18 protein-coding genes are annotated in these 15,017 nt (G+C 60.8%); 7 read left to right on the top strand and 11 right to left on the bottom strand.

From position 1 onward, the window contains the following. Window positions 1–62: 62 nt before the first annotated feature. Genes M0814_RS22140 through M0814_RS22130 form a run of 3 tightly spaced genes read right to left on the bottom strand, consistent with a single transcriptional unit; the run spans window position 63 to window position 3,913 of the window. Window positions 63–1,367 (bottom strand): cytochrome c, encoded by a 1,305-nt coding sequence (locus M0814_RS22140; RefSeq protein WP_103483951.1) that lies wholly within the window; start codon window positions 1,365–1,367, stop codon window positions 63–65. Between the two features lie 12 nt (window positions 1,368–1,379). Further along, the gene (locus M0814_RS22135) at window positions 1,380–3,164 is read right to left on the bottom strand and encodes a GMC family oxidoreductase (RefSeq protein WP_103483950.1); all 1,785 of its coding nucleotides are present in this window, start codon (window positions 3,162–3,164) and stop codon (window positions 1,380–1,382) included. Window positions 3,165–3,166: 2 nt separating this feature from the next. After that, entirely contained in the window at window positions 3,167–3,913 is a 747-nt protein-coding gene (locus tag M0814_RS22130; RefSeq protein WP_103483949.1) for a gluconate 2-dehydrogenase subunit 3 family protein, read from the bottom strand. Window positions 3,914–4,219: 306 nt separating this feature from the next. Here M0814_RS22130 and M0814_RS22125 point away from each other — a divergent pair, with 306 nt between their 5' ends. Continuing rightward, window positions 4,220–4,864 (top strand): dual specificity protein phosphatase family protein, encoded by a 645-nt coding sequence (locus M0814_RS22125; RefSeq protein ID WP_103483948.1) that lies wholly within the window; start codon window positions 4,220–4,222, stop codon window positions 4,862–4,864. A gap of 45 nt (window positions 4,865–4,909) precedes the next feature. Here M0814_RS22125 and M0814_RS22120 read toward each other — a convergent pair whose 3' ends face one another. After that, window positions 4,910–5,194 (bottom strand): YheV family putative zinc ribbon protein, encoded by a 285-nt coding sequence (locus M0814_RS22120; RefSeq protein WP_003220371.1) that lies wholly within the window; start codon window positions 5,192–5,194, stop codon window positions 4,910–4,912. Continuing rightward, window positions 5,191–7,269, bottom strand: coding sequence for an oligopeptidase A (gene prlC, locus M0814_RS22115; protein WP_177434762.1), 2,079 nt, complete (start codon window positions 7,267–7,269; stop codon window positions 5,191–5,193). Before prlC ends, M0814_RS22120 begins: the two co-directional genes overlap by 4 nt. A 62-nt stretch (window positions 7,270–7,331) precedes the next feature. On the opposite strand from prlC, the gene M0814_RS22110 reads away from it, so the two are divergent. Together M0814_RS22110 and M0814_RS22105 are read left to right on the top strand one after the other, a co-directional pair. Continuing rightward, window positions 7,332–7,877 carry a gamma carbonic anhydrase family protein gene (locus tag M0814_RS22110; protein WP_103483947.1) on the top strand — a complete coding sequence of 182 codons (546 nt, stop codon included), beginning with the start codon at window positions 7,332–7,334 and terminating at the stop codon, window positions 7,875–7,877. 28 nt (window positions 7,878–7,905) lie between these two features. Beyond that, a complete protein-coding gene (locus tag M0814_RS22105; protein WP_103483946.1) occupies window positions 7,906–8,556 on the top strand; it encodes an HAD family hydrolase in 651 nt (216 codons plus the stop codon). Between the two features lie 100 nt (window positions 8,557–8,656). On the opposite strand, the gene M0814_RS22100 is transcribed toward M0814_RS22105, so the two are convergent. Next, window positions 8,657–9,733, bottom strand: a complete 1,077-nt coding sequence (locus M0814_RS22100) for an aminopeptidase (RefSeq protein ID WP_103483945.1) — start codon at window positions 9,731–9,733, stop codon at window positions 8,657–8,659. Window positions 9,734–9,791: 58 nt separating this feature from the next. Here M0814_RS22100 and M0814_RS22095 point away from each other — a divergent pair, with 58 nt between their 5' ends. Both M0814_RS22095 and M0814_RS22090 read left to right on the top strand, forming a co-directional pair. Further along, window positions 9,792–10,214 carry a hypothetical protein gene (locus M0814_RS22095; RefSeq protein ID WP_003220379.1) on the top strand — a complete coding sequence of 141 codons (423 nt, stop codon included), beginning with the start codon at window positions 9,792–9,794 and terminating at the stop codon, window positions 10,212–10,214. A 40-nt stretch (window positions 10,215–10,254) separates the two neighbouring features. Next, complete coding sequence (locus M0814_RS22090) at window positions 10,255–10,674, top strand: hypothetical protein (protein WP_003220381.1); 420 nt, start codon at window positions 10,255–10,257, stop codon at window positions 10,672–10,674. 6 nt (window positions 10,675–10,680) lie between these two features. On the opposite strand, the gene M0814_RS22085 is transcribed toward M0814_RS22090, so the two are convergent. Continuing rightward, window positions 10,681–10,920: a DUF1161 domain-containing protein gene (locus M0814_RS22085; protein WP_103483944.1), complete on the bottom strand. Its 240-nt coding sequence runs from the start codon at window positions 10,918–10,920 to the stop codon at window positions 10,681–10,683. Between the two features lie 213 nt (window positions 10,921–11,133). After that, on the bottom strand, window positions 11,134–11,565 hold the full coding sequence (locus M0814_RS22080) for an OsmC family protein (protein WP_007962818.1): 432 nt from the start codon (window positions 11,563–11,565) through the stop codon (window positions 11,134–11,136). Between the two features lie 240 nt (window positions 11,566–11,805). Here M0814_RS22080 and M0814_RS22075 point away from each other — a divergent pair, with 240 nt between their 5' ends. Then, a complete protein-coding gene (locus tag M0814_RS22075) occupies window positions 11,806–12,807 on the top strand; it encodes an LLM class flavin-dependent oxidoreductase (protein WP_103483943.1) in 1,002 nt (333 codons plus the stop codon). Window positions 12,808–12,978: 171 nt separating this feature from the next. Here M0814_RS22075 and M0814_RS22070 read toward each other — a convergent pair whose 3' ends face one another. Continuing rightward, entirely contained in the window at window positions 12,979–13,209 is a 231-nt protein-coding gene (locus M0814_RS22070) for a DUF1161 domain-containing protein (RefSeq protein ID WP_003220387.1), read from the bottom strand. A gap of 124 nt (window positions 13,210–13,333) precedes the next feature. Then, a complete protein-coding gene (locus tag M0814_RS22065) occupies window positions 13,334–13,549 on the bottom strand; it encodes a dodecin (RefSeq protein WP_003220389.1) in 216 nt (71 codons plus the stop codon). A 157-nt stretch (window positions 13,550–13,706) separates the two neighbouring features. Between M0814_RS22065 and M0814_RS22060 the strand changes: the two genes are divergently transcribed. Continuing rightward, window positions 13,707–14,033 (top strand): DUF883 family protein, encoded by a 327-nt coding sequence (locus M0814_RS22060; protein WP_003220391.1) that lies wholly within the window; start codon window positions 13,707–13,709, stop codon window positions 14,031–14,033. Here the strand turns inward: M0814_RS22060 and M0814_RS22055 are convergent. Next, window positions 14,006–14,923: a LysR family transcriptional regulator gene (locus tag M0814_RS22055; protein ID WP_103483942.1), complete on the bottom strand. Its 918-nt coding sequence runs from the start codon at window positions 14,921–14,923 to the stop codon at window positions 14,006–14,008. The genes M0814_RS22060 and M0814_RS22055 overlap by 28 nt on opposite strands. Window positions 14,924–15,017: the final 94 nt, after the last annotated feature.

Raw genomic sequence — 15,017 nt, 5'->3', positions numbered from 1 at the left:
ATACTGTATATGCACACAGTATCGGGGCGTAGCACATCTGACTAGTGCCGTCGGGCGATTGCTCAGTTGTTGTGTTGCGTCACCTGACCGAGGTCATCACCGGACGTGGTCTGCATATCATCCTTGCGCAGCGCGGCCACATCACTGGCCTTGACCGGTGCCCCTTTGTTGCCCCAGCTGCCACGAATGAAACTCACCACATCCGCCACTTCCTGATCCGACAACCGCCAGGCGTACGCCGGCATGGTGAAGGTCGATGGCGCGGTGTGTGTGGCCGGCAGGGTGCCGCCCTTGAGCACGATGTGGATCAGCGAGGTCGGGTCTTCCGATTGCAGCACCGGATTGCCCGCCAGCGCCGGGAACACTCGGGTGTAGCCATGGCCGTCGGTACGGTGGCAGGCCGCGCAGTTGTCGATGTACACCGCCGCGCCGCGCTGGCTGTCGTCGCCGTTCCACAGGGCTTTGGCCGCTTTCTCGTCGTACTGGTGCGGCTGATCGTTTGGATCAACTGCCGGCAGCGACTTGAGGTAACGAGCAATAGCCGTCAGGTCGGCATCGGTCATGTACTGCATGCTGTGGGTGACCACATCGCTCATGCCGCCGAACACTGCACTGCGGTCGCTGCGCCCGGTCTTGAGGAATTGCACCAGTTGCGCTTCGCTCCAGCTGCCCAGGCCATCCTTGTGATCAGCGCGCAAACTCTTGGCGATCCAGCCTTCCAGCGGCGCACTGCCGGCGAGGAAGTTCTTGCCGTCGGTGGCGCTCAGGGATTTTTCCTGCATGGTCAGGGCCCGTGGCGTGTGGCAGGCGCCGCAATGGCCGAGGCCTTCGACCAGATAGGCGCCGCGGTCGATCACCGGATCATCCGAGGTGGCCTTGTAGTCCTCGACCTTCGGCGCGAACAGCCAGCGCCAGCCCATCAGCGGCCAGCGCATGCTCAGCGGCCATGGAATGTCGCTGGCCTTGTTCTCTTGGGCCACCGGTTCGACGCCGTGCATGAAGTAAGCGTACAGCGCTTTCATATCGCCCTCGCTGACCCGGGCGTAGGACGGATACGGCATTGCCGGGTACAACGTGCTGCCGTTTTTGGCGACGCCGTGGCGCACCGCTTTGTCGAAGTCCTCGAAGCTGTAATCACCGACACCGGTTTTGTCCGGGGTGATGTTGGTCGAATAGATCGTGCCGATCGGCGTTTCCATCGGCAGGCCGCCGGCGAACGGTTTGCCGCCCTTGGCGGTGTGGCAGGCCACGCAGTCACCCGCGCGGGCGAGGTATTCGCCTTGTTTGATCAACGCTTGATCGACGTCGGCGGCGTGCACGGCAGCACTGCCGAGCAGGGCCAGGGTGGCGATAACGAGATTTTTCATGGTCATCGCTCCTTAAGCCTGAACCAGCGGGCCGGGGTTTTTCAGGTACTGCTCGCGAATCGCCTTGGCCGACCAGTAGGTCAACGCCGCCACCAGCCCGGTCGGGTTGTAACCCAGGCCCTGCGGGAATGCCGAAGCTCCCGGCACGAACACGTTGTGCACGTCCCAGCTCTGCAAGTAACGGTTCAGAGCACTCTTCTTCGGATCGGTGCCCATGATCGCGCCACCGTTGAGGTGGGTGGTCTGGTAGGCCGCGGTGTTGAAGTGATCACCGACCTGCTTGCCGATCACCGCGATGGCTTTCGGGCCCATGGCTTGGGCGACCTTGCCCATCTTCTCGACCATGAAGCGGTTCATCTTGATGTCGTTTTCCTGCCAGTCGAAGGTCATGCGCAGCAGCGGCAAACCGTAGGCGTCGCGGTACACCGGGTCCAGATCGAGGTAGTTGCCACGGTAGGACTGATGCGCGCCGTGGGCGTCCATCGACACCTGATGGGTGTAGTAATCGGCGGTCGCGCGTTTCCACTGGCTGCCCCAGGCCGGGGTGCCGGGCGGGTTCGAAGTGCCGGCAATCGGACGGCTGCCCGCCTGGTTGACCCACATCGGTGAGCCGCCGACGAAGCCGTGCGGACCGTGGTCGAAGTTGTCGGCGTTGAAATCGTCCAGCGCCACGCCGTTGCCGCCGGCGCCGATGAAGTTGTTGGTGTGGGTGTCCTTGTCGAAGAACGCCTTGATGGTCGCCATGTTCTGGTAGGCGAAGTTACGCCCGACCACGCCTTCGCCGCTGATCGGGTCGTACGGTTTGCCAATGCCCGAGAGCAGCATCAGGCGCACGTTGTGCAGCTGGAAGGCGCCGAGGATCACCAGATCCGCCGGTTGCTCGATCTCGCGGCCCTGGCCGTCGATGTAAGTCACGCCGGTGGCTTTGGACTTGGTGCTGTCGAGGTTGACCCGCAGCACATGGGCGTTGGGCCGCAGTTCGAAATTCGGCAGCGGACGCAGCGCCGGCAGAATGTTCACATTCGGCGAAGCCTTGGAATACATGTAGCAAACGTAACCGCTGCAGAATCCGCAGAAGTTGCACGGGCCCATCTGCGCGCCGTAGGGATTGGTGTAAGGGCCTGAAGTATTCGCCGAAGGCAGGTTGTAGGGTTTGTAACCGACTTCTGTCGCCGCTTTGCCGAACAGTTGTGCGGAAACGGTGTTCTTCTGCGCTTCCAGCGGGAACGGATTGGAGCGATCCGGTGCGTACGGGTTACCGCCCTTGCCCTGACCGACCAGTTGGCCTTTCACGGTCCAGGCCTGGCCGGAGGTGCCGAAGACTTTTTCGGCGAAATCGAAGAACGGCTCCAGCTCTTCATAGCTGACGCCGAAGTCCTGGATGGTCATGTCCTTGGGGATGAAACTCTTGCCGTAGCGTTCTTCGTAATGGCTGCGCATGCGCAGTTCGATCGGATCGACGCGAAAGTGCACGCCCGACCAGTGCAGACCGGCGCCGCCGACACCATTGCCCGGCAGGAACGCCCCCAACTGGCGGTTCGGCAGGGCAATGTCGTTGACGCTGTGGCGGATGGTGACGGTTTCTTTCGAGATGTCCTGAAAGAGTTTTTTGCGCACGCTGTAGGTGAGTTCGTCGATCACCTGCGGATAGTTGCCGTCGGGATAGGTGTCCTGCATCGGCCCGCGCTCCAGCGCCAGCACGTTGAGCCCGGCTTCGGTCAGCTCCTTGGCCATGATCGCGCCAGTCCAGCCGAAACCGACGATCACTGCGTCGACCTTCTTCATTACCGTTGCCATGCTCAAGCCCTCTCGCCGCGAATCGAAACTGCCGGGAAGGGGTATTGCTCGTTGCGTTCCACCCAATCCATGAAATCGGCGCGGGCGCCGGGGAAGCCGATCATGGTCCAGCCGACCATGCCTTTATTGCCACCGTGGATCGGGTCGCAGAAGAACCCTTCCTTGGTGTTTTGCAGCAGCAGGCTGAAGAAAATCTTCGCGGGAACCGCATCGAACTGCGGTTTTCCGGCTTCAAGTTGCTTGAGCAGATCGTCTCGGGTAGCGCTGTCTTGCTCGGCAAATGTTTTACCGTTGAGCGATTTTGCCCACTGATCCGTCGCGGCGATGCCCAGGCGATAGATCTCTTTTGGCACCAGTTTGCTCTGCCAGCCCATCTCCGGCGCGGCGTCGGCGTTGAACGGGCCTTGCATGTACCACAGGGCACCGGCAGCGTACGGGGTGTTCATCTGGCGGTCGATGTATTCCGGCACGCCGGCTTCCAGGGCGCCCGGGCCTTGCTCGTCGTTGGGGATCAATTGCGCCGCGGCGGCGTTGATGAAGGCCCATTCCTCGGCGGTGAAATAGCTCGGCTGATAAGCACTGGCGTCCGCCTTGGCCGGTGTGGCTGCTGGCGCCGCCGGGGTAGCCTCAGGCGCAGCTTGCAACACGCTGCTGCCCAGACCGGTACCGGCGAGGGTGACCACGGGAATCAGGGTCAGGGATTTGCGCAGGAACTCACGCCGGGGGTTGTCTCGATCTGCATCAGACATGGGGGTGCACCTCATCAGGCATTGATGGTTGTCCGTTTCTGCGAACGGCTTGAGCATTTTTTCGTCGCGGCGTGGCCCGGTGCTTGACCGGGAAAAGGGGGACGCCTGCAACATCGTGTGACAAATGGTAGCAGGCTACACATCGGGATGAACCGATTCAGCGGAAAAAGCCGCCATTTTTTATCTGGCGCTCAATGAAATCGTGCGGATTCACGATTCTTTGACAAGTGCCTCACAGGGCTTTGACCCTCATCCCTGGAAACTACGGGACCTTACATTGATGAATCCCGATACGGTCAGCCCAGCATGTCTCGAGTGCGCCTTTTTTCTGCTTTGTGTTTGTCGCTTGTTGCCCTGCTGCATTTGATGCCGGCCCAGGCTGACGCCTCAGCGCCGTCGCGCCCGCCGGAGTGGGCGCAGCCGGTGGAAGTGCAATACAACCTGTTCCAGATGTCGCCCACGCTCTACCGCAGTGCCTTGCCGGATGGCGGCGTGGTGCCGTTGTTGAAAAATCTGAAAGTGGTGACGGTGATCAATTTCCTGCCGGAAGCTGACAGCAATTGGTTGTCCGAGCCGGGTATCAATCAGGTGCAGTTGCCGTATCGCACCAACCACGTTGATGACAGCGATGTGCTCAAGACCCTGCGCGCGATTCAGGCTGCCGAAACCAACGGCCCGGTGCTAATGCATTGCAAGCATGGTTCCGACCGCACCGGCCTGATGGCGGCGATGTACCGGATTGTGGTGCAGGGCTGGAGCAAGGAAGACGCGTTGCGCGAAATGACCGAAGGTGGTTTTGGCGAAAGCGGTCACTTCAAAGATAGCGTGCGCTACGTGATGCAGGCTGATGTCGACAAACTGCGCACCGCGCTGGCCAACGGCGATTGCAGCACCAGTGCCTTTGCCACCTGCTCGATGAAGAGCTGGTTCCAGTCGGTCAACCTCAAGTAAGCCGCACCCTCCACGGCATTGCACCGTGGAGGGTCAATCGCCGGCTCAGTCTTCGGACTTTTTCTTCAGTTTCGGATTCGGGAAAAACTGCACGGCCTGGACCGTCTTGTCCGCCGCCGGCTTGAGCGCGCTGGTATTGACCCGCGTGCCCAACTCCTTGGGAACCGACAACCCCTGCTCGTTCAGCGTATCCGAGTAACCGCAGGCCACGCACTCGCGGTGTGGCACGCTGTCCTCGTTCCACATCATCAGTTTGTCCGGCTCGCTGCACGCCGGGCAGACAGCCCCGGCGATAAAGCGCTTCTTGGTAATCACAGGTGCCTCACTCATGCTGCTGCGTCCTCACTCAGGCCGCTATGGCGCAAGAGTGCGTCAATCGATGGCTCACGGCCACGGAAGTCGACGAACAGCACCATCGGCGCCTGCGAACCGCCGCGCGCCAGAATCGCTTCGCGGAAGGCGCGCCCGGTCTCGGCGTTGAGCACGCCGTCTTCTTCGAACCTGGAGAAGGCATCGGCTGACAGCACTTCCGCCCACTTGTAGCTGTAGTAACCCGCCGCGTAACCGCCGGCGAAGATGTGCGCGAAGCTGTTGGGGAAGCGGTTGTACGCCGGTGGACGCATCACCGACACCTCATCGCGCACGCCCTCCAGCACCTGGGCCACGCTGCGACCGTCACCGTGGGTGGCGTGCAGTTCGAAGTCGAACAGCGAGAATTCCAGCTGCCGCACCATCATCAGCCCGGACTGGAAGTTCTTCGCTGCGAGCATTTTTTCCAGCAGGTCTTGCGGCAGTGGTTCGCCGGTTTCGTAGTGACCGGAGATCAGCGCCAGGCCTTCCGGCTCCCAGCACCAGTTTTCCATGAACTGGCTTGGCAGCTCGACCGCATCCCACGCCACGCCGTTGATCCCGGAGACACCGGCGTGATCGACACGGGTCAGCAGATGATGCAGGCCATGACCGAATTCATGGAACAGGGTGGTCACTTCATCGTGGGTCAGCAGCGCAGGCTTGCCGCTGTCGGCCGGGGTGAAGTTGCACACCAGGTTCGCCACCGGGCTTTGCAGCACGCCGTCGACGGTGCGGCGACGGTCGCGGGCGCCGTCCATCCACGCACCGCCGCGCTTGTTGGCGCGGGCATACAGGTCAAAGAAGAAGCGGCCGACGTGCTGGCCGTTTTCCTTGATTTCGAACAGGCGCACGTCCGGGTGCCAGGTATCGAAGCCTTTCAGTTCAGCGATTTCGATGCCATACAGGCGCTGGACGATAGCGAACAGACCGCCGAGGACTTTATCGATCGGGAAGTAGGCGCGCAGGGTTTCCTGAGCGACGCTGTAGCGTTGCTCGCGGAGTTTTTCCCCGTAGAAACCGCTGTCCCAGCTTTGCAGATCAGCGCAGCCCTGTTCGGCGGCGTAGGCGCGCAGCTGCTGCAGATCCTGCGCAGCGAACGGCTTGCTGCGCTTGGCCAGGTCGCGCAGGAAGCTCAGCACCTGATCGCTGGACTCGGCCATTTTGGTCGCCAGGCTCAGCTCGGCGAAACTGGCGAAGCCCAACAGCTTGGCCAGCTCCTGACGCAGGTCGAGGATCTCTTCCATCACCGGGCCGTTGTCGTTCTGACCGGCGTTCGGGCCTTGATCCGACGCACGGGTGCAGTAGGCGGCGTAGACTTCTTCACGCAGCGCACGGTCCTGGGCGTAGGTCATCACCGCGTAGTAGCTCGGGAATTCCAGGGTGATCAGCCAGCCGTCGAGGCCTTTGGCCTGCGCGGCGGCGGCCATTTGCGCCTTGGCCGAATCGGTCAGGCCGGCGAGGGCGGCTTCGTCGGTGATGTGCTTGGTCCAGGCTTGCGTGGCGTCGAGCAACTGGTTGGAGAAGCGGCTGCCCAGCTCGGACAGTTTGCTCTGCACTTCGGCGTAACGCTTCTGTTCGGCTTCCGGCAGGTCGATACCCGACAGACGGAAATCGCGCAGGGCGTGTTCCAGAATGGTTTTTTGCGCCACATCGAAACCGGCGGCTTCCGGGCTGTTGGCCAACGCTTCATAAGCCTGGAACAGTTCGCGGTTCTGGCCCATCTCAGTGGAGTAGGCGCTCAGGGCTGGCAGGCACGACTCGTAGGCTTCGCGCAGTTCAGCGCTGTTGCACACGGCGTTGAGGTGGCTGACCGGGCTCCAGGCAGCGCCGAGGCGATCGTTGAGTTCGTCCATCGCCAGCACCAGGCCGGCCCACGTCGGATTCTGGCCCTGGGTCTTGAGGATTTCGGCAATGGCGGCGCGGTTGTCGGCCAGGATCGTTTCGATGGCTGGCAGCACGTGTTCGGCACGGATCGTGGAGAACGGCGGCAGGTCGTAGGACTGCAGAAGAGGGTTGTTCACGCTCACGGTTGGCACCTTGGCTGGAAGAAACATGCGCCCATCTTAATTACAATCGACACTCACCGCAGCTATCGGCGACAGAGAGAGAACTTATCGTGCCCGTTCGCAAGTACCAGAATCACACCCCGCAACTCGGCAAAGGCGCGTTTGTCGACGCCTCGGCGGTGGTGATCGGCGACGTCGAAATCGGCGAAGACAGCTCCGTGTGGCCGCTGACCGTGATCCGTGGCGACATGCACCGCATCCGCATCGGTGCGCGCACCAGCGTGCAGGACGGCTGCGTGCTACACATCACCCACGCCGGCCCGTTCAACCCGGATGGTTTCCCGCTGCTGATCGGCAATGACGTGACCATCGCCCACAAGGTCATGCTGCATGGCTGCAGCGTTGGCAGTCGCGTGTTGATCGGCATGGGCAGCATCGTCATGGACGGCGCGGTGGTCGAGGATGATGTGATCATCGGCGCCGGCAGCCTGGTGCCGCCGGGCAAGCGCCTGGAAAGTGGCTTCCTCTACGTGGGCAGCCCGGTGAAGCAGATCCGCCCGCTGACCGACAAGGAACAAGCCTTCTTCACCTACAGCGCGGCGAACTACGTGAAGCTCAAGGACCTGCATCTGGCCGAAGGCTACGACCAGCGCTGAAACGACTTACACCTGCTCAGGATTTCTCATGCATTACCAGACCGTACTGTTCGACCTCGATGGCACCCTGACCGACCCGCGTGAAGGCATCACCCGTTCCATCCAGTTTGCCTTAAGCAAACTCGGCATCGACGAACCGGACCTGACCAGGCTCGAACACTTCATCGGCCCGCCGCTGTTGCAGGCGTTCATGCAGTTCTATGGCTTCGACGAGGCCAAGGCCTGGCAAGCGGTGAATTTTTACCGCGAGCGCTTCAAGGTCACCGGCCTGTACGAAAACCGCGTATTCGAGGGTGTCACGCCGCTGCTGGAAACCCTGAACGGGCAAGGGCGACAGCTGTATATCGCGACCTCCAAACCTTGGGAGTTCGCCCGGGAAATCGCCCGGCACTTCGACTTCGCTAAACACTTCAAGGTGATCTACGGCAGTGAGCTGGATGGCACGCGAACCAACAAGGTCGAGCTGATTGCGCACCTGATCGCCGAAGAAGGGCTGGATCGGGCCAATACGCTGATGATCGGCGACCGCAAGCATGACCTGATCGGTGCGCGCAGCAATGGCGTGGATGCGGCGGCGGTGGGGTATGGGTTTGGCAGCTTTGAAGAGTTGAGTGCCGAGGCGCCGGCTTATCACTTTGAAACGCTGGCGGAGTTGCACCAGGCGTTTTTGCGGCGCTGATCAGTCAGTCTTCGCGAGCAAGCCCGCTCCCACAGAGTGAATGCATTTCAACTGTGGGAGCGGGCTTGCTCGCGAAGGGGCCGGTTCAGCCAATGCGCAATCAGGATTCGGCCAGCGCTCTAAGTGCCGCCTTACGCTCAGCCACCGGCAGCTCACCCAGCCTCTCGACCTCAGCATAAAACCGCGGCCAATCCCCCCCGACCTGCCTGAACAACGCCGCAAACGCCGGCACCCACTGGTCATACAGCCCGAACGGCAACAACCGCGCATTATTCAATGGCGCATTGACCCAAGTGTCATAACGCTTGTCGCCGCCCCACTGGCTGTCGCGCATCACCCGGTAATTCTGGCGAAACCGCTCGAACTCCGCCGCTTTGCGTGCGCGCATCTGTTCGGCTGGCAGCGGCTGCGTATAGAGCTTCTCCAGACGTGAACGGGTCTCGAGCACCAGTACGGTGAACTGGTCGCGCTGGGTGATCAACGAGCTGTTCTCCGGCGGCAAGCCGCGAAACGCGCGCCACTGGCGGGTGCCTTCCTGTTCGACGAAGGTGGCGTAAGACTCGTTGAACTCGGTGTCGTCTTTCACGTAGAAGCGCTGATGCGCCAGTTCGTGAAAGACCAGCGTGGCCACGCGTTCGTCGCCCCAGCCCATCATCGAATTGAGAATCGGGTCATTGAACCAGCCGAGCGTCGAGTAGGCCTCGACGCCGCCAATCGACACGTCCATGCCCTGCAGGCGCTGGAGCGCCGCCTCGCCACGGGCCGCGCTCTGACTGTAATAGCCGCGGTAGGCCACGCACCCGGCAATCGGGAAGCAATGGCTCTGGGGCGTCAGGGAAAACTCCGGAGTGGCGAACACGTTCCACACCACATAGGGCCGGCCGATGTCGGCGTACAGCCGATAGCTCTGGTTGTCCGGCAGGTGCAAGTGCTCACTGGCGAAGACTCGGGCCTTTTGCGACTGGACCAGGTGCGCGCGCAATGTTGCGTCGCGGCTCGGGTCGGCAATCACCTTCGCCACCGGCTCACGCGCCCGCAGCAACTGCAACTGGCCGCCAGCCAACTGGCTGTAATAGCTGACGCTGGAACAACCGTTGAGCAACAAAAGCATCACACCCGGAAACAAAATCCGAAAAACGCGATCAAGTAACCCATGGCTTGGAAGCGGCCTGCTCAAAATAAAAATCCTTTGGAAAGTCTGCCCGCAAGACTATCCCGCCATTTGGAGCTTCGCTATGCGCATGTTGATGCTGACAGGAGGCCTGCTGACGCTGGCCGGTTGTGCCGGATTCGGAATGCCCGATCCTGACCCCTCGCAAGCCTGGATCGATCTCGATGCCCGGCAACAGGACACCGCGCTGCAAGCGCTGAAAGTCGATGACAAGGTGACCGTCGACAAACGTTATTTTGAGGTTGAGCCCGGCAGCCACCAATTGCAGGTGCGCTATCAATTCCCGGTCGAAGCCACCAACATCGGCCCCGATGCCGAACCGCTATGGCGCGACTGCCAGTTGAATGTGAAATTCAAGGACTTCAACGCCGGTCAGCGTTATCAGCTGCAAGCTGGCAGCATCGGTTTCCGGCCATGGGCCAAGCTTTATGACGAGCAACACAATGTGGTCGGCCAGGGCACACCGGCAGGCTGTCAGCGCACTTGATCGGGGTTATGCTTAAGGTCTGAATCCTGAGACATCCATCATGCGCAAGTTGATGCTGTTGCTCGCGTTTGGCGTTATCGCCGGCTGCCAGACCCCATTGCCACCGGTCGATCCACAAATGGCCTGGGTGGATTTCTCGACGCCGACCCCGGGCGGCAAATTGCTCATGGCCGAGCGCCTGGACAATCAACGCCTGAGCGACGGGCGTTTCTTCCAGGTCACCCCCGGCAGCCATGAGCTGCGGGTGCGTTACGACTTCGAAGTGTTTGGCGGCGGCGGCAGTCTGATGACCGGTCCTGTCGAGCGACTGTGCTATCTGTACATCCGCTACGACCATTTCGAGGCCGGGCAGCGTTACATGCTGGAGGGCCGTTCACTCGGCTTCACACCAAGCGCACGGTTGTACAACGCCAAGCGTGAGATCGTTGCCGAGGATCACGACATGGACTGCCTCAGCTGAGATGAGTCAGTTGCTGTTTTTCTGATAGATGACTGCTTTTCTGCCGTAATCGCATTTGCCAACGACCATCGCCGCGTCGTGTTTGTCGGCCTCTTCCTTGCTGACGATTTCCAGTGTGTAGGAGGGCACGGCATTCGCCTGGATCTTGATTTCGATTTCTTTCTTGAGTTCTTCGCAGTCTTTGGGTGCGGCGAGAACCGAGGTGGCCAGTGCACTGCAGAGGATCGCCAAGCCAATACGTTTCATTTTGAAGCTCCCTGGGGCAGCGCGCACGGGCGTGCGCTGAACCTGCTGTCACTTATTCGACCATATTTTTGCAGCGCGGGTTCTGACTTCGCTCACATCTTCAGAGACTGTGTTGCTATTCCGATCGCCTTCGCGAGCGAGCCCTCTCCCACATTGAAATGCATTTCAAAGGTGGGAGCGGGCTTGCTCGCGAATAGGTCAGTCAGCGCTGACTCAGCTGACCAGCGATGCCTCAAGGGTAATCTTCGCATTCAACACCTTGGACACCGGGCACCCTTCCTTGGCCTTGTTGCTCAGCTCTTCAAACTGCGCCTGAGTAGCGCCCGGGATTTTCGCCTTGAGGATCAACTTGATCGCGGTGATGGCAAAGCCACCTTCGACCTGATCCAAGGTGACTTCAGCCTGGGTGTCGATGCTCTCGGCCTTCAGGCCCGCATCACCGAGAATCATCGAGAACGCCATGGAAAAACAGCCGGCATGCGCCGCGCCGATCAGTTCTTCCGGGTTGGTGCCCTTGCCGCCTTCGAAGCGGGCCTTGAAGCCGTACGGCGCTTCTCTGAGCACGCCAGTCTCGGTAGAGATCGAGCCGATGCCGGTTTTCAGATCGCCTGCCCAATGCGCGGATGCTTTCTTCACGATAGCCATGTCTGCCTCCTCAAGATCTGGCGCGGAACGCCGCGCCGTCGTGGTTTTTGCTTGCAAGGCTTCTGAGGATAGACGCTGGGACAAAGTTCAGCCCGAGTGAATCGTTGACTTTTTTAGTAGGATTTTTCCCTCAGCTATTGAAACTCGGGTATATGCCCTCATTGCACAGAACACGCTTATGAATTCGGCAGGTTTTCGTTCGCAAGAAAAAACCTGCAGACCACTCGGAGACGCAGGTTTATGAAGCAACTGTCCGATGTAAAGTTTTCCACCCTCGATCTGGTGCCCGTGCGCGAGAACGGCAGCCCGGCGCAATCGCTGCGCAATTCGCTGGATCTGGCGCAGCATGTCGAAAAATTCGGCTATACGCGCTTCTGGGTCGCCGAACACCACAACATGGATGGCATCGCCAGCTCCGCCACCTCGGTGCTGCTGGGGTATCTGGCCGGCGGCACCTCGACTATTCGTGTCGGCTCCGGCGGGGTGATGCTGCCCAACCACGCGCCGCTGGTGATCGCCGAGCAGTTCGGCACCCTCGAAAGCCTGTATCCGGGACGCATCGATCTGGGTCTGGGCCGCGCGCCGGGCTCCGACCAGATGACTGCCCGCGCCCTGCGCCGCGAACGCTCCGGCAGTGCCGATGATTTCCCGGAAGACGTCGCCGAGCTGGCGCGCTTCCTCGGCCCGCGCACCCCTGACCAACGGGTGATCGCCATGCCCGGCACCGGCACCAACGTGCCGATCTGGTTGCTCGGTTCCAGCCTGTTCAGCGCGCAACTGGCCGGTGAGCGCGGTTTGCCTTACGCCTTCGCCTCGCACTTCGCCCCGCGTTTCATGCACGAGGCGATTCGCGTCTATCGCAACCACTTCAAGCCGTCAGCGGTACTCGACAAGCCTTATGTGATGCTCGGTGTGCCGCTGGTGGCGGCCGATACCGATGAGCAGGCCGACTACCTGGCGACCTCGGTGTACCAGCGCATTCTCGCGTTGATGCGTGGGCAAAGTCTGGTGCAGCGCCCGCCGGTGAAGAGCATGGATGGCCTGTGGCTGCCCCATGAGCGTGAAGCGGTGGGCGATTTCCTTGGCCTGGCGATGGTCGGCAGCCCGCAGAAAATCCGCGCGAAGCTGGAGGTACTGGTCGAGCAGACGCAGGCTGATGAGCTGATTTTCACCTGCGACCTGTATGAGCATGCCGATCGCCTGCACTCCTACGAACTGCTGGCTCAAGTCATGAAGGGTTGACTCTGGAATACCGCCCTTGTGGGAGCGGGCTTGCTCGCGAAGACGGAGTGTCAGACACCTTGGATGTCGGCTGACATAACGCTCTCGCGAGCAAGCCCGCTCCCACATTGGGAATGTGTTGTACACAAAAAAGCCGACGCATTTGCGTCGGCTTTTGCATTTTCAGTGAGATCAATGGCGTTTGTAGACGATTTCTTTTTTGCCACCGTCGCAGCTTCCTACGGTTTTGCCGTCAGCGCCCTTATTACTTCCCTTGTCGACAATCTGCAGCGCGTAACCATGTACGCCTTTGGCTTCCAGCTTGTCCTTGATTTCCTTCTCCAACTGATCACACGACTTGCCAGCAGCAAACGCGCCACCCGCAAGGCTCAACAAACCTACTGCCAATATGAACTTCTTCATCGGTCGCACTCCCTGGTCGGATTAAAAGAGGCGGGCACCGGCGGTGCCGATGCGCTCACCTTGTAGCGCTTTGCCATTCCTATGGCACTCGGCCAGCGCGCAAGTTCAGAAGCGTAGCCCAAACTCAGCTGCTGGCAATGCGGAAGCCGACTTTGAGTGTTACCTGGAAATGCGCCGCCTTGCCGTCCTTGATGTGGCCACGGGTATCGACCACTTCAAACCATTCCAGATGCTTGATGCTCTTGTTGGCTTCGGCCAGCGCGTTGTTGATGGCGTCTTCGATGCTGCTGGTGGACGAGCCGACCAGCTCGACTTTCTTGTACGTGTGATGGTCACTCATGGCGATCTCCTGGATGTGTGGATTTGAGACTAGCAGTGAATCTGCACTGATGATTTCGGCGGTTCGATGCAAGTGAAGTTCAGATTTTCTGCACTTTCTCAAACCGCTGAAGTCCCAACCAACACACGCCACTCATCACCAATGCAGGAGAGCCACCATGGCCAACACCTCTTTACGTAAAGCCTCGTTGCAAAGCATGGAAGCCGAGATCGAGAGTCTGCTCAAATCGTTGGAAAGCTTGAAAGACGACGCTTCGGACGAGTCGCGCAAGACCCTCAAGGCGCTCAAGAGCAACGCTGAAAGCGCGCTGAAACATTCGCGCAGCCTGCTCAGCGATGCCTATGAAGAAGTCAAAGTGAAAACCCGCGAGACCGGCATCGCCACCCGCGATTACGCGCAGGAACACCCTTGGACCACCGCCGGTGTGGCAGTCGGTGCAATCGGTCTGCTGGCCGCCTACTTGCTGTTCAAGCGCGGCGAGTGATCCGCTTGGCGCAACTCATTCTTGAGCCACTGCGCCAGTTGCCGGGCGCGCCCGTCTGCGGCGCGCTTGGGTAGCCACAACGCCAGTTGCGCCGGGGTTTCGCAAAAGCCCCACGGCGCAACCAGGCGACCGGCCTTCAAGTCCTCGGCCACCAGCGGCTCTGGCGCGATTGCCACGCCGAGTCCGGCCACTGCGGCTTCCAGCAGATAATACAAATGCTCAAAACCTTGCCCCCACTTCAACGCCTTGGCGTCGAGGTGATTTTGCTGTGCCCAGCTCGGCCAGGCTTGCGGGCGCGATGTGGTGTGCAGCAGCGGTTCGCTGAGCAAGGCTGATGCCGGCGCGGTTTGCAGGCGCTGATAACCGCTGAACAGCGGGCTCATCACCGGCCCGATGCGTTCCGCCGCCAACTCGTACACCTGCATGTCGGCCGGCCATGGCGGCTCGGCGAACAGCAGCAAGGCATCGAGTCCGGGGCGCCGCGGGTCGAGATCGCCTTCACCGGCCGACAGATGCAGACGCAAGTCCGGCAAGTCCGCGTTGAGTCGTCCCAGGCGTGGAATAAACCAGCGCGCCAACAGACTGCCGGAGCAGCCGAGTACGAACGGCGCATCAGCGGTGCTCTGCGTCAGCTCGGCGCAGACGCTGCGCAAGCGATCAAAGGCCTCACCGCTGGCGTCCCGCAGACGCACTCCGGCATCTGTGAGTTTCAAGCCGCGACCATCCTTGACGAACAGGCTCACGCCCAGATGCTCTTCGAGCACCTTGAGCTGACGGCTAACCGCGCCGTGGGTGACGTGCAGCTGTTCGGCCGCCTGACTGACGCTGTTCAGTCGGGCGGTGGCTTCGAACGCGCGCAAGGCGTTCAGCGGGGGAAGGTCGTGGCTCATGGTATCTGTGAGTTTTCCTGACAGGTTGCGGCGATCTTATCGGTTTTCAGCCTGGAAGGTCAGGGGTAGAGTGGACGCCATTGTCTTCTTACCC

Source organism: Pseudomonas sp. MWU12-2020 (genome assembly GCF_023100605.1).
Lineage (GTDB): Bacteria > Pseudomonadota > Gammaproteobacteria > Pseudomonadales > Pseudomonadaceae > Aquipseudomonas > Aquipseudomonas fluorescens_H.
Note: the sequence above shows the minus strand (reverse complement) of the source record. Positions and strands in the feature narration are given on the sequence as shown.

Excerpts from the sequence above, each read along its gene's own strand:
- M0814_RS22140 (WP_103483951.1), bottom strand. The coding sequence starts at position 1,367 with ATGAAAAATCTCGTTATCGCCACCCTGGCCCTGCTCGGCAGTGCTGCC.
- M0814_RS22135 (WP_103483950.1), bottom strand. The coding sequence starts at position 3,164 with ATGGCAACGGTAATGAAGAAGGTCGACGCAGTGATCGTCGGTTTCGGC.
- M0814_RS22130 (WP_103483949.1), bottom strand. The coding sequence starts at position 3,913 with ATGTCTGATGCAGATCGAGACAACCCCCGGCGTGAGTTCCTGCGCAAA.
- M0814_RS22125 (WP_103483948.1), top strand. The coding sequence starts at position 4,220 with ATGTCTCGAGTGCGCCTTTTTTCTGCTTTGTGTTTGTCGCTTGTTGCC.
- M0814_RS22120 (WP_003220371.1), bottom strand. The coding sequence starts at position 5,194 with ATGAGTGAGGCACCTGTGATTACCAAGAAGCGCTTTATCGCCGGGGCT.
- prlC (WP_177434762.1), bottom strand. The coding sequence starts at position 7,269 with ATGTTTCTTCCAGCCAAGGTGCCAACCGTGAGCGTGAACAACCCTCTT.
- M0814_RS22105 (WP_103483946.1), top strand. The coding sequence starts at position 7,906 with ATGCATTACCAGACCGTACTGTTCGACCTCGATGGCACCCTGACCGAC.
- M0814_RS22095 (WP_003220379.1), top strand. The coding sequence starts at position 9,792 with ATGCGCATGTTGATGCTGACAGGAGGCCTGCTGACGCTGGCCGGTTGT.
- M0814_RS22090 (WP_003220381.1), top strand. The coding sequence starts at position 10,255 with ATGCGCAAGTTGATGCTGTTGCTCGCGTTTGGCGTTATCGCCGGCTGC.
- M0814_RS22085 (WP_103483944.1), bottom strand. The coding sequence starts at position 10,920 with ATGAAACGTATTGGCTTGGCGATCCTCTGCAGTGCACTGGCCACCTCG.
- M0814_RS22080 (WP_007962818.1), bottom strand. The coding sequence starts at position 11,565 with ATGGCTATCGTGAAGAAAGCATCCGCGCATTGGGCAGGCGATCTGAAA.
- M0814_RS22075 (WP_103483943.1), top strand. The coding sequence starts at position 11,806 with ATGAAGCAACTGTCCGATGTAAAGTTTTCCACCCTCGATCTGGTGCCC.
- M0814_RS22070 (WP_003220387.1), bottom strand. The coding sequence starts at position 13,209 with ATGAAGAAGTTCATATTGGCAGTAGGTTTGTTGAGCCTTGCGGGTGGC.
- M0814_RS22065 (WP_003220389.1), bottom strand. The coding sequence starts at position 13,549 with ATGAGTGACCATCACACGTACAAGAAAGTCGAGCTGGTCGGCTCGTCC.
- M0814_RS22060 (WP_003220391.1), top strand. The coding sequence starts at position 13,707 with ATGGCCAACACCTCTTTACGTAAAGCCTCGTTGCAAAGCATGGAAGCC.
- M0814_RS22055 (WP_103483942.1), bottom strand. The coding sequence starts at position 14,923 with ATGAGCCACGACCTTCCCCCGCTGAACGCCTTGCGCGCGTTCGAAGCC.